The organism is Chryseobacterium proteolyticum (genome assembly GCF_046591535.1).
GTDB classification, from domain to species: Bacteria; Bacteroidota; Bacteroidia; order Flavobacteriales; family Weeksellaceae; genus Chryseobacterium; species Chryseobacterium proteolyticum.
The window spans coordinates 295,821-309,861 of record NZ_JBJLWK010000004.1; the positions used below are offsets into that span (position 1 = coordinate 295,821).

At 37.2% G+C, this 14,041-nt stretch carries 8 protein-coding genes; 2 read left to right on the forward strand and 6 right to left on the reverse strand.

Translation table 11 applies throughout. From position 1 onward, the window contains the following. Position 1: 1 nt before the first annotated feature. From ACJ5H0_RS17125 to ahcY, 3 genes are all read right to left on the reverse strand, one after another. Positions 2–1,639: a BspA family leucine-rich repeat surface protein gene (locus ACJ5H0_RS17125; protein WP_411250818.1), complete on the reverse strand. Its 1,638-nt coding sequence runs from the start codon at positions 1,637–1,639 to the stop codon at positions 2–4. Between the two features lie 328 nt (positions 1,640–1,967). Continuing rightward, positions 1,968–3,554 (reverse strand): sphingomyelin phosphodiesterase, encoded by a 1,587-nt coding sequence (sph, locus tag ACJ5H0_RS17130; protein ID WP_411250820.1) that lies wholly within the window; start codon positions 3,552–3,554, stop codon positions 1,968–1,970. Positions 3,555–3,741: 187 nt separating this feature from the next. Next, positions 3,742–5,058: an adenosylhomocysteinase gene (gene ahcY / locus ACJ5H0_RS17135; protein ID WP_172277249.1), complete on the reverse strand. Its 1,317-nt coding sequence runs from the start codon at positions 5,056–5,058 to the stop codon at positions 3,742–3,744. A 260-nt stretch (positions 5,059–5,318) separates the two neighbouring features. On the opposite strand from ahcY, the gene ACJ5H0_RS17140 reads away from it, so the two are divergent. Beyond that, positions 5,319–5,759 carry a HugZ family pyridoxamine 5'-phosphate oxidase gene (locus ACJ5H0_RS17140; RefSeq protein WP_411250823.1) on the forward strand — a complete coding sequence of 147 codons (441 nt, stop codon included), beginning with the start codon at positions 5,319–5,321 and terminating at the stop codon, positions 5,757–5,759. A 140-nt stretch (positions 5,760–5,899) separates the two neighbouring features. Next, positions 5,900–6,514: a 4'-phosphopantetheinyl transferase superfamily protein gene (locus tag ACJ5H0_RS17145; protein WP_411250826.1), complete on the forward strand. Its 615-nt coding sequence runs from the start codon at positions 5,900–5,902 to the stop codon at positions 6,512–6,514. Here ACJ5H0_RS17145 and ACJ5H0_RS17150 read toward each other — a convergent pair. The 3 genes from ACJ5H0_RS17150 to porU all read right to left on the reverse strand — a co-directional run bounded on the left by ACJ5H0_RS17150 (position 6,495) and on the right by porU (position 13,950). Next, the gene (locus ACJ5H0_RS17150) at positions 6,495–8,672 is read right to left on the reverse strand and encodes an FUSC family protein (RefSeq protein WP_411250829.1); all 2,178 of its coding nucleotides are present in this window, start codon (positions 8,670–8,672) and stop codon (positions 6,495–6,497) included. The two genes, ACJ5H0_RS17145 and ACJ5H0_RS17150, sit on opposite strands and share 20 nt — an antisense overlap. Before the next feature lie 167 nt (positions 8,673–8,839). Next, positions 8,840–10,003, reverse strand: a complete 1,164-nt coding sequence (porV, locus tag ACJ5H0_RS17155; protein ID WP_411250832.1) for a type IX secretion system outer membrane channel protein PorV — start codon at positions 10,001–10,003, stop codon at positions 8,840–8,842. Between the two features lie 59 nt (positions 10,004–10,062). Then, positions 10,063–13,950, reverse strand: a complete 3,888-nt coding sequence (gene porU, locus ACJ5H0_RS17160) for a type IX secretion system sortase PorU (RefSeq protein ID WP_172277264.1) — start codon at positions 13,948–13,950, stop codon at positions 10,063–10,065. Between the last annotated feature and the right edge of the window lie 91 nt (positions 13,951–14,041).

Genomic DNA, 14,041 nt, shown 5'->3' on the forward strand with positions numbered 1-14,041 from the left:
GTTATTTTTTGATGAGTTTTAAAGATTGGATCTTATCCGCGGAAGTAATTTGTAATAGATAATTTCCCTTTATTAAAGAACTTACATCGATTTTTTCATTATTTAAAAGTCCCTGAAGGATCATTCTGCCTGCCATGTCAGTTATCCTGTAACTTCCGGAACCTTTTATATTTTTGATATAAATAAAGTCGCTGGCAGGATTGGGATAAATGGAAAGATTATTGAGAGGTATTTCAGAAATTCCTAATCTGCACTCTCCCTGAGTATCACCATTAAATACCCAACCTTTATTGATAAGTACATTTCTTTCTGGTACTACATCCGAAGAATACATTAATGGTGCAGTAGAAATCAGGTTGATGTTATTCGCCGTATTTGGGTTATTGGCCCATCCTGCGATGGTTCTGCTGTAATTTTCGCATTTTAATCCGGAATTCGTCAGCATCTGGTCTCCAATAGTCAGGGAAGCCAGGTTCCAGTTTTCTAAAGATTGGTCAAAGCTTGTTGCATCACGAAAAGTGAAAAGCATTGTTCCCACTAACCCTGTATTCCAGCTTCCTACAGGTTGATTGAAGGCAGAGGCACCTGTAAATAGCATCTCCATGGTAGTTCCTTTGGCCGTGTTCCAGTTGTCTAGTGGTTGATTAAAAGAAGTACAGTTGTGGAACATGTGGCTGAAATTAGTAACATTGGACGTGTCCCAATTACCGATAGGCTGGTTAAAATCAGGGATAAAATGAAATAAATACGCCATATTGGTGACCTTTGAAGTATTCCAGTTATTCAATGGCTGATTGAATGTGTAACAATTTTCAAATGTATGGGCCATTGTAGTTACGTTCGAAGTGTTCCAGTTGTTTATATTTTGATTAAATGATCTTCTGTGGAAAAACATATAGCTGATGTCTTGTGCCGAAGACATATCCCATGAACCGATGTTGAGATTGAACAGATCAACTGCTGCAGTAGCCGAAGTAGGAGAAGTGTGGCCAAACATGTATGTAAATTTTTTTATTTGGGATGTATTCCATGCCGTCATAGACGGGTGTCCTGTAAAAGCTGAATTTCCATAAAACATGAATGAAGCATCTGTTACACCTGAAAGCTTAGGTGTGTCTGTAGCGGTAACCTGAAGCGCCCTGCAATTACTAAAGGCATTCTCCATAGAAATCCAGTTGATATTTCCCCATTGGGAAACTTCGGTAATTTTATCAATGCTGCCTACGTTGTGCCAGAGAATAGCCATGTAAGCAGTAGGGACATTTAGGATTTCAGGATCACCAAACCGGATCTGCTTAAAAACTCCGTTTCCATTGCTTACTTTTACCCGATAAGCAGCATCAGTGGTATTAGGATTTAATGATGTTCCAAAATCGATAAAGACCTGTTGTGTAGAAGTCACATTGTTCATTACTCCATTGTGCTGGGGAAAACCTATCTCTTCCCAGGTTATCGTATAATTTTCTCCGATTCCCGGGAACCATATCTGGTTATTGCCTGCCGGATAAGGAACAATAACATCCATCTGTGGAATGATTGCTGGAGTATTAGGTTTCCAGATGGTGATAAATTCATTTTGGGCGTTCAGGATGTGAAAAAAATTAATAAATAAAATAAGGGGTAAAAATTTTTTATACATATCAAGATTTTGTGAAATAAAGATAATGAAAATAATAAAATCACAAAATTTTTGAATAGTTTATTGCAGTATTTGATTTATTTTAATTTTTTATTACCTATAAAAGCTAAAATAATAAATAATTTGAATTTTTGAAGATTAAAGGCTTTTATTCCGGAAGCCTGTTTTCCAGGTGTTTTTTGGACTGTTCCTAGCCCCGATAGAAGCGGTTACCCCGGAGCAGGGAATGGTAAGGTTGGGTGCGAGGAGTATGAGCGGATAGCGGGAAGTAGCTCTATAAAAAAACTCTCCTAATGTGGAGAGTTTTATGTTTTTTCAGGGATGAAATTTAATACCAATTTTGTTGGGAAGTATTGTTCATCCGTACTTCAAATTGTTCGGCAGCACCGATTGTATTTCCATTTAAATAGATCCAATCGGTACCGTTCTTTTGATATACCTGAAGGAAATATGTTTTTCCTGCGGAGGTTTTGTCCTTGAAGGCAACGGTATCTCCATTTTCTATGCTTGTAGAAGTGTTTCCGTTTTTCTTTTTCACAAGGACCAGTTCCAGGTTTTTAAGGGATTTGCCAAATTTCGGGAAATAGTAATAAGCTCCTCCGTTCAGATACTCCCAATACCAGAAATTATTAATACGCTCGCTGATCTCTACCCGTACCGGACCTTCTTTGAGATCGAAATAATTGTCCCCAGCCCCAAGGTTAACAAGATTGAACCATGTATTCTGATCAGGAGCAGAAGCGGATACGGTAAGCCAATCATCTGGTTTTGAAAGGTTGCTGGTAATATATTTTCCGGTAGCTACGGATCTTAAAGATACCTTATCATATATTCTGAATTTCATACTCTTTTTGGGAGATGTTTCATCCGTACTGATGGCTCCTTCTACAGGATAATGATCCGAATAATCTGTCCAGTAATAAGTGTCCTGGGTGAGATTGGTATACGTCATAAGGGTATTGCTTACGGGATCAAAAGCTATATTGTGCCAGGATAGAGGTGTAAGGTGTTCGTTGGAAACGAAGATATAATCCAGATATTCCGGCTGATTCTTAGGATAAGGATAATGGTAAGATGGCATGGTGTTCGTCTGGGTATCCCATGTCTGTGAAAGACCTTTGTAGACAGGTGCAGATACATTTAACGTTTGCAGCATGACAGGGTATTCCTGGCTGTTCTTAATAATATTAAAATCTCCGCCATACACAAGCATTTCATCAGCAGGAATTTGAAGCGCATCCACATAAGATTTGATCATTTCCAGCTGGCTTTTTCTGATGCTGACTTCATTTCCCTGGCAGCCGGGTTGTGTAGATTGAAGATGGGTAGAAATACAATGAATCCGTTTTCCGTTTTTAATAATACGTGCGTACACAAAGCCCTTTAAAGAAAGGGCATCGAAATCACATCCTTTGGGAAAGATATATTGATTCATTATTTCAATCGGGTACTTACTGGCAATCATCACTCCACCGTTTTCCAGTCCGCCCGAGACTACTTCTCTCCAGTCTCCGGAAGTGCTATTCCAGCCTTGTTTGGTTTGTCCAAGAATAGGTGTCTGGTAAGGGAATTTTGAAGAAAGTTTTTCTCGAAGTATTGTTGAAGCTGTATTGTCAAAGCATTCCTGCAGGAGTAATACATCATAATTTTTGATAAAGTCTGCCGTCCCGATTTTTTCTGCCCTTTGATTTTGCGACCATTGTGTGGTAGAGGCTACAGCGATATCCCGTAATAAGAATGTGTTGTAAGTGAGTACTTTGAGATCATTATCTCCTAAACGTGAAAATCTATCCTTTTTATTTACCTGATTGGCAATAGAGTCATTTTCTTCAAAAGAGGCTTGTTCACCGCATGAAATAAATGAAAGAAAGCATAATAATGCGAGAAGATAGAATCTCCAGTCGAAATTTTTCATATGTATTTTTTATTTGATGGGCTAAAATACTCTATGAAGAAAAAGTAAATGTTATCTAAGTATTATATGTATATTAAGTTTGTCATAAAATAAAATTGAGAAAATATATCTGCAATTACTTCACAAGATAAAAATAAAAAGTCCCATTATTCAAATAATGGGACCGTATATTGCGTATGATTATATCTTAATATCTGTAGTATTCCGGTTTGAACGGACCTTTTACATCTACACCGATATATTCAGCTTGTTCAGGAGAAAGAGTTTCCAGCTCAACGCTTAATTTTTTAAGGTGAAGGGCAGCTACTTTTTCATCTAAGTGTTTTGGTAGTGTATACACCTCGTTTTTGTATGCTGCAGCATTATTCCATAATTCGATCTGAGCTAAAGTCTGATTAGAGAAAGAATTGGACATTACAAAACTAGGGTGTCCAGTAGCACATCCAAGGTTTACCAGTCTTCCTTCCGCAAGGATGATAATTTCTTTTCCTCCTTCTAAGGTATAAATATCTACTTGTGGCTTAACTTCTGATTTTGTATGACCATAGTTTTTGTTTAACCATGCCATATCAATTTCATTATCGAAGTGACCGATGTTACAAACGATCGCCTTATCTTTCATTTTAAGGAAGTGCTCTGCTCTCACGATATTGAAGTTACCGGTAGTCGTAATGATGATATCTGCATTATCTACAACTGTATCTAATCTTTTTACTTCATAACCATCCATTGCAGCCTGTAAAGCACAGATAGGATCAATTTCAGTAACCGTTACGATAGAACCTGCCCCTCTGAAAGAAGCTGCCGTACCTTTACCTACATCTCCATAACCACAAACTACCACTCTTTTACCTGCTAACATTACGTCTGTAGCTCTTCTTACAGCATCTACTGCAGATTCCTTACAACCGTATTTGTTGTCAAATTTAGACTTGGTAACAGAATCATTCACATTGATAGCCGGCATTACTAAAGTACCGTTCTTCATTCTTTCGTATAATCTGTGTACTCCGGTAGTGGTTTCTTCAGAAAGTCCTTTGATATCTTTTGTTAATTCAGGGTATTTATCAAAAACCATGTTCGTTAAATCTCCACCGTCATCAAGGATCATGTTTAATGGCTTTCTTTCTTCACCGAAGAATAAAGTCTGCTCAATACACCAGTCGAATTCCTCTTCATTTAATCCTTTCCAAGCATAAACAGGAATTCCTGCAGCAGCAATAGCAGCAGCAGCGTGATCTTGTGTAGAGAAAATATTACAAGAAGACCATGTAACTTCAGCACCTAAAGCTACTAAGGTTTCGATAAGCACAGCAGTCTGGATCGTCATGTGTAGACATCCTGCAATTCTTGCTCCTTTTAGAGGTTGAGATGGTCCGTATTCTTCACGGATAGACATCAGGCCAGGCATTTCTGCCTCAGCAAGAGTAATTTCTTTTCTTCCCCATTCTGCAAGAGAAATGTCCTTAACTTTATAAGGAACGTATTGTGTTGTAGTACTCATATGTTAATGAATAAGTTTAAATTCAATTGATAATGAAATGCAAAATTACAATTAATAATTAAGATATAAAAACGATGGATCAAGTTCAATTGATGAGATTATACATGAATTAATATTATTTTTATTTACTCTAAATAAGCTATTTTTGCATCAATAAAATCGTTGTAAGATGAATGATAACCATGCTCAGGATAATGCTCAAAAAAAAGACAAAGCTACTCACTCCCAAAGTAAAAGAGTTAATAAATAGATCTAAAAGTGTGATTTTAGCCACCGTAGATGCCGAAGGAAATTCCCATTCCAGCTATGCTCCTTTTGTAGAGATAGAAAATACATTTTACATTTTGGTATCTTTTATGGCAAAACATACAAAAAATCTTGCAGAGGGAAGGAGTACTTCTGTAATGCTTATAGAAGATGAGATGGCTACCAAGCAGATGTATGCCCGTGAACGGTTAACCTTTGAAGCCAAAACATCACCAATAGAAAGAGATTCTGAAAGCTGGAATAATGCGGTAAGTCAATTAAAAGAATCTCATGGAAAAGTAGTCGATCTTATTTCCGAAATGAAAGATTTTATTCTTATTGCTTTACATCCACTTAAAGGTTCCTATGTGAATGGTTTTGGAAGTGCTTACTTTGTTGATGAGAACCTGGAAATCCTTGAGCATAGAAATGATGTTAACCATCAATCAAAATAAATTGGAAGGTAGGAGAGGAAGAGTGTTTTTTACGATTGCCTTTTTCATTAAAGGATTTCTTTTTAGTAAAACCCGACTTCATCTTCTACAATTATATGATCATTACATTTCTTTTTATTACTTTTATCCAATAAAAAACAATGCCCCTTTACCGAGATTTTTCAGATGAAACCGCTACAATTCTTATTTGGAAATATGATGAGAGCGAAGAATTACATATTAATGATCTTTTAGAACCTGAAAATGCGGAAAAAGTAAAAGATTACCATCCCAAGAAATTACTGGAAGTCTTAATGGTTCGTAAACTTTTAAAAGGATTAAAGCCGGATTCTAAAATACTCTATAAAGAAAGAGAACCTTTTCTTTCCCCAAAAGATGCGGAAATTTCAATCACCCATTCATTTCCTTTTGCAGCTATTGCCATTTCAAAAAGAAAAATCGGAATTGATATTGAAAAATTCAATCCTAAGATCATGAGGGTTATTGATAAGTTTACCTATGAAAATGAAAGAAGATTTATTCCTGAAGATCTCGCCCATACTTATTATACCATTATCTGGAGCGTAAAAGAAAGCATGTATAAGATCCATCATTCCAAATACTGGTCCTTGAAGAAAAACTATGAAGTGAAGCCTTTTCAGCTAAAAAATCTTCATAAAATAAGCTGCCGGGTGTATGACGATCAGTTTTCAGATGAGTTCAAAGCAAGGGTAGAATTTTTTGATGACTACTGCTTTACGATTGTGGAGGAGTAGCCGCTTCGGATTCGTTCTTGTATTTCTCGATCACTTTTCTTTGCTCTTTAGCAACATCATAAATAAGCTCAAGCACATCATGGATGTTTTTCAGTTCTGTAAGATGAGATATCTTATTGGGATCGTTAACTTCTGAAGCTTCATTTTCTTCAAGCTCTGTTTTCCTTTTCAGCATGAGGTCGTCAATAGAAGAATCCTCCGGTTCCAGACGGCTTTCCATTTTAAGGGATTCATTGATTTTTTCACCATTAAGAAGGGCATAGGTCTGCTGTAACTCCGATTCTATTTTCCGGCTCCAGCTGTCAGCATCTATTTCAGGATATTTCTCGTCATTTTTAGCATATTGCGAAAGCGAAGCTGTATAAGCCGTAACAAGATGGGAAGTTGCTACAAACTGGTGAACAACTTCCAGCTTCTTCTGCTGATTTTTGGGTTCTGAGATCATCCTCTGGAAATTGTCGGAAAGATTGGCCAGGGAAATAATCGCATTTTTACGTTTTACCTTATAGTCCTCAAGGTCAAAATTATCTTCAAGGAATTTGGAAATAACACTCTGAAAATAGATGAGGTTACTTTCTGCAGATTTTTTCATCAGATCCAGATTCTGGGTATGCTCCCAGACAGGAAGGACAATATAGGAAACAAGGAACGCAATAATACCTGCAATCATCGTATCCACAATTCTGTCTTTGAAAATAACGTCAACCTTTCCGGGGCTTAAAAAATTAAAGCTCATAAAGACATAGATCGTCATAAATAATACAGCCCAGAAATATTTACCTTTTAGTAAACTGAAGCAAAGGATCATGCTGATCAGAAGTGTGGCAAATAATATAGCATTGATGTGAACAAAGTGGAGTATGATATAGGCTATTGTAGCTCCTACAATAGTGCCGTACAAACGAAGTCCGTTTCTTTGTTTTGTTATGGAATAAGCAGGTTTTAATATAGCGGTAATCGTAATTAATATCCAGTAAGTATGGCCGATTCCTAAAAACTGAAAAAGAGAAAACAGATACCCGATCAGTAAAGCGGTCGTAATGCGAATGGCATGACGAAACTGAGAGGAAGATAGGGATATGTTGTTTCTAAGGACTTTGAAATTCAGCTTTTCTTCATTAGGCATAAACTTTCTTAGGTCTAATCCTGTTGAAAGACTTTTTGCAAGTTTTACATCTTGTGAAAAAACTTTATAGATTTCGTTGATTTCCTTTGTAATCTCGCTGATACGCATCAGGATCTGACGCAGGATCATAAAGTTTTCTAATGTTTCGGGTGTGATCTGCCTGTTCCTTAGTTCAAAATACAGGGTATTCAGTTTCTTAAGTTCCATTTCCAGATCAAAAATAGGTTTTGCACGGGTACCCAACTGTAAGGAAATTCCAATGTTTGTTATTTCTTCTGAAAGCAGGTTGAGGTAATCATGGATATTAACCAATATCATGCTGTCCTTGAAACTTTCCTGCAACTTCTGATAATCACTTTCAGAAGTCATCAGTTTCTCATGAAGGTCCATTGAGTTCAGGAACATCAGCATCAATAATCTGCTGGTCGTCGTAGATTCATTAACAATGGTTCTTGTCTTAAAAACGGTTTCCCGGGTTTCCTCCTGAAGGTTCTTGATTCCTATCTGCTTGGCAATAACCTGGGTGGTCAGTTTATCGAAATCAGGATTCTTTTGATAATAATTTGCTTTTATTTTTAAAAATTCTGCCAACTGGAGATAATTTTCGCCGATCATCTGGCTTGCCAGCTTATAAGGCTGAATAGTCGTAACAATAAGGAAGATCAATAAAAACCATATACAGCCTGACGCAAAGATCAGCAGACTTTTAAAAATATTGTCTCCGGTCAGATGTCCGTCGATAAATATCGCTAATACCACCAGAGATAAAGAACCAACGGCAGCCAGCCTTTGCCCGTATACCCCAATAAGTGAAAAAAACATGGCAAATACGATGATCTCGAGGATCACCAGTACTTTAATATGCATCACCAGGCTGGCAATAAGTGCTACAAACACAAAACAGGCAATGGCAAAAGTAAGGGCATTCCTTCTTCTGATAAACGGTCCCGGCTGGTCAGTAAGGGCTACGAAGCTGGTTCCCAGAGGGAAAAGGAAATATTCTTTTAAAATTCCAAAGTGGGCGAGAACCAAACAAGGTAATACAGTGGCTAATGTAATCCTGATTGCAGAATATACATACTGACTGGTTACAAATTTTTTTTAGTTCCGCCGAATAGTTCATATTACAAAAATAATTATTGACAAACAAAAAAGCCTCATAAATATGAGACTTTTCTAAACTTAAATGTTATATTTTTTTAATTATCAACATTAGAAGTTTCATCTCCGATATTCCAGGTCAAACCGAAACGAAGCGTGTTATCTAAAGCTGTATTAATTTTAGACATATTGATCAGATAAGAAATATCAAGTCCGAAAGAACGGTACTTCAAACCAATACCTGCTGTTGCGAACTCTCTGGCTCCCTGTTCAGGGCTTTCGCGGAAATAACCAGTTCTTACTGCAAAAGCATTATCGTATGAATATTCCAATGCACCACTATACATGATACTGTTCTTGTTTTTGAAAGACTTTCCGATTCCCGCAATAGGTCCCACATTTGGTACCGCATACATAGGCTGTCTGGTATTAGGATCCATTCCTACGAATTCTGATCCCGGAACCAAGATTTTAGAACCTTCTACGCTGATCCCGATTTTATTAAGGTCGTCCAGATACATATCATAACCAACCCCTAATCTTGCCATGGTAGGTAGATAAGATCTTGATTCTTCATTTCCTGTGTAATCCAGTTTCGGACCCAGGTTTTGAATAGCAAAACCGGCATTCACTTTACCATCATATCCTCCGATACTTGAAAATCTTGGAGAGGTATAGTATCCTGAAACGTCTACCGCAAATGAATTGGCAGGTTTTAATGTAGTATCTGTGTTGAACCCTCCGGCTAAATCTGAACGGATGAATCTACCCGTTACAGCCATTGAGTATGAATCTGAAAGCTTTAATCCATAAGCAACATCAATAGAGAATTCATTTGGTTTTGATGTTCCCATTGAAGCTACTTCGCTACCTACTAACTGAGTCAAGTCTACCTGTCCCATGTTGAAGTAATAAATACTTGCTGAGATCGTAGATCTTTCATCCTGACCTAAGAATTTATGGAATGCACCATATAATAGAAATACGTCATTGGTTAATTTTCCCATATAAGGGGTGTAGTTAAGGCCTACGGAAGAACTCGTTCTGCTAAAAGGATATTTCGCTGCATTCCAGAATTGTGAAAATGCATCCGGAGAGGTAACGACACCCTGATCACCCATACCTCCAGATCTTGCATCTGGTGCAATTCTTAGAAATGGAGCTCCGGTCAATACAGGTCTTACCTGCCCCAGATCTTGCGAATAGCCTAAAAAACTAGCACTTAAACCAATTCCTAAAAGCAGTTTAGTAGTTAAATTCATATGTTGTCTTTTATATATTATCAGTTTTTTATTAATATTATTATTATCCTTATTTTATTTTACTTCAAAAGTACCATTTTTTCTACAGCTGTGGCACTTCCTTTGCATTTTTCTTGGTTTTGACTTTTTGCAAATATCTTAAAAATATATGTTCCCTTCCCAACAGTTGCCCCAAAATCGTCTCTTCCATCCCATTCAATTGCCTGACGTGGCGTTCTAAAGCCCTGTAGGAACGGTTCTGCAACTACAGCCTGTGATAAAGTTCTTACCAATTTTCCTGTTATTGTATAGATTTGAACATTTACATTCAGAATATCATCACAATTATGCTCAAACTGAACATACGTTTTATTGGTAAACGGATTCGGCCAGTTAAGAGGTCTGTTGATTACCAGATGCTGATCCGCTTCATCCTTAACTTCAAAGTTTAACGTTGCAGATGTAGAATTATTGTTTATATCCCAAACTTTAAATGATAATTGATGCTGACCTACCGATAAATTCCTGAAAGGGTAGGTTACATTTCCTTTCTGATAATCTGCAAGACTCGGACTCAGACATCCATTTCCTTCTCCCGAAGAATAAAAATCGTTTAAAACAATAGTATTGATGATCTGGCCGTCCAAATATACAGTAATATCATGGCCAATACCGGATCCTGTTGAATTTATACCTGTATCATCTGTAATACAGGCAAGCAACATCGGATTCTGGTCTGTAATACCTCCATCCGCAAAGTTTGTATTGTTCATGTACAGCTTTACCTTAGGGGGCTGGCTGTCATTAATTCCGTTCGGGTTAATATCTCCAACCTGTACCGCCTGATTATTGAATACGTCCGTAGCTTTATTGTCAGCATATCCGAGGATTCTTCCTTCACCTACGGCATAATTAATATCTTTCGGTACATAAAATTCTACAGTGAATACCCCATTCACAGCAGTACCTGAGGCCTTCACAATAGCACTTCCTTCTTCAGTATATTCAAGGATAGGGGTGAGGTTTCCGTCGTTATTCAATGTTTTTTTATTAAGCCTCTTATCGAAGATATTGATAACCACTCTTCCGTTAAAAGAGGTATTAATACTTCCGTTTGTATTGTTGATATGTCCTTTTACTTTTACAAAGTCCAGACCTCTGATCAGTCCCGGTACCGGAGTTTCTATAGCATCGATTACCAATAACCTTTTTGGTCTGCTTAATTTCATAGCAGGATCACCCAGAAGGTTTACTTTCAAGTGGTCTGCTTGCGGACCTTTTTGTCTTTTAGCATTTAAATGGGCAACACCAAGGGTTTCAAAATCATCATTCACAAGTTTGAAAATATCTTTTGTATAAAGGTCTGTAAAATCACGACCATAATCCACACCAATAGCACGGCTTGAGGTGATCATTGTTGCCGGCCCTCCCTGTTTCATTTTTAGAAAACGTTCTCCGGCAGAAAAGGTTTCCGGTTCATCCCAGAGCGTAAATTCACAAGTAATCGTAGACACGAATGGAAATCTGCTGTACACATTAGAAAAGTTATTGGCATTATTGATCTCATCAAGGGTTAGCACTCTTTCCTGAGCCCATCCGCTGATTCCTCCATGCCCGAAATAAAACAGGTACATACTGTTTCCGATATCATTGGAGATTGCCTGGTTTACCTGTGGGTATCTTTGTCCACCTGCTGTACTCTGAGCCTGAAAAGCATCCAGATAGAGTTTTCTTACATTATATTCTTTAAGATTTGTAGATCCCGGCTGCTCGAAAACAGTTGCTAATGTAGTGTTCATTACATCATGGAAAGGACCTCCGCCATCATCATCATCATCTACCACGAAATCAAGTTTCATACGCCATTCCCCAAAAGGAGTCGACTGCCCCGGTAAAGAATTGTAATATGCAAGGGTTTTATCCATCATTACCGCTGCTTCAGTAGCATTTGCCGCAGGAAGTCTTCCTACCGGCACATCAGGTAAGTTATTCGGGATCGAAGCAGAAGTTTGTGGTTTTGTCATTACGATATAATCATCGGTAACAAATGAAGTAATGAAATCTGAAGACTGTTCACTTTCATAGCTGGATACCACATTGGAATTGTTAGGAACCCTGTTTTTATAATCGTAAGAGGTATCACCCAGAATAAATACATATTTTAAACTTCCCAGTGGTGTATTTAATTTGGTTATAAAATCACGGATAGCAGTAAGATCTTTACTTCCGCTTCCAAATTCATTATAGATTTTATTAACATCTACAATCTGTACATTATAATTATTTTTAGTCTGATGGTAGTTGGCAAGCCTTTGAGCCTGGGACATCATTTCAGGGACTGTAATAATCAGATAATCTACATTTTGTAATCCCGAGAGGTTCTGGTTGGCAATTCTCTCTACGAATTGAGGTGAATAAGCGGCATCAGCCTTAAATGCAACAAACTCGTTATTGAAATTTAAATCAGAAGTAATATATCCGAAATTAAAATTACCACTTCCTGTTGCTTTGTTGACTCTTCTGTTGGCATTGGTGATATCCGTGACATCCCAGATCTGTTCCAATCCCGCCGTATTGCTTACGCTGAATCCATAACTGGTGTTGGATCCGCTTACAAGGGAAAAATCCCTGAAATTCATCTGTGACCCGTTATATCTAAGGTCCTCTTTGTATTGAACTTCGGCGTAATCAAAATAAAACAAACCATTAGGATTTGTTGCGATGTTCGGTTTATAGTTGATCGTAAGCTGATTGCCACTTAAATTGGTAACATCTCCAAAATAAACATATGGGACATAATCAGGGTCCGTTGAACCGGATGAAAAAGGCTGAGCATTTTGATTATTAATATCAAAAGTTATACTGTTTCCCTGAGACTTATACCCAATTACCCGTGTTCTGTATTTTACGGGATCGCCGCCCAGGATTGGAGTGGTGAGGTTAAAAGTAACCGATTTGTCGGTGGTAAACGGAGCTTCCTCTGTCCAAACCCTTCCGACTTTCATGATGTTTTTCTGATCATTATTGATCACCTGGTAATTATCAAATCGTGTAATTAGTGGGGAAGCCGGCAGGTTGGCATCTATAGGCTGAACTCTTTTTCCCGCACCTTTATCAAAATTGATGTAGTAATAGGAAAAATCTTCATAAATATTCTTTACGTTTTCACTGCGGTCAATTCTTTCTTCTGCTCTTTTGAATCCTTTACCATTGGAACTATTATACAGATTGTATCCATTAGGTCCCTGAGCATAGAATAGGGCATAATCATTATCGTTCCATATTCCATCATCTTCACCCACTACCTGTATGGCGTTTTCCTGAAGAGCACTGTATTTTACATCCTGGTTATATTCCGGTAACATGATTCCTCCGTTCCCATATATCCTGAAATTTCTTGGATTTACAGATGAAGGATTGATCCCGTTATCCTTTAAAAACTGAGTGGTAATTTTAAAAATACCGGACTTGTCTACTTTAATTTTATAAAAAGCGCCGCTAGCCAAAGGGTTGTTGGTCGTTCCCACCTTAGCTGCATTCATCATCTGATTAGAGCCGTTTCCTTCTGAAATTTCAAATGATGAAAGTCTTTGTATTCTTCCTTTTACATTTTTAAACAGGCCAACATGTACGCTGGCGTATTGTTCCCCTTCTGAGTAATAATAAGAAACATTAGAAACATCATAATCAGGTAATGCGTTTTTGCTTAACTCAAATAGCTCCCGGTTTGAAACTGCTTCCCAAACTAAATTGGAAATTTTTAATTGCTTTTCACCTATTTTTTGTGTGGTTATTATAAAAATGTTATTTTGGCCATATGAAAATCCCTTATTTTTAAAATTGGGAAGATTGATTTTTGTGTCTCCAAAATCTTGAATTTTTGATCCATCCCACTCGATGGTGATTCTTTGAGCATAAATCGTTGATACAGAAGTTAATAGAAGTAAAAACGTAATTATTTGTTTCATGTTTGTTTTTGAAATTACTAAATTACAAAATAAATGAAAATTTTATAATTAAATTGCGATACAATAAAATTAATTTGTTAACGTTTTTCAA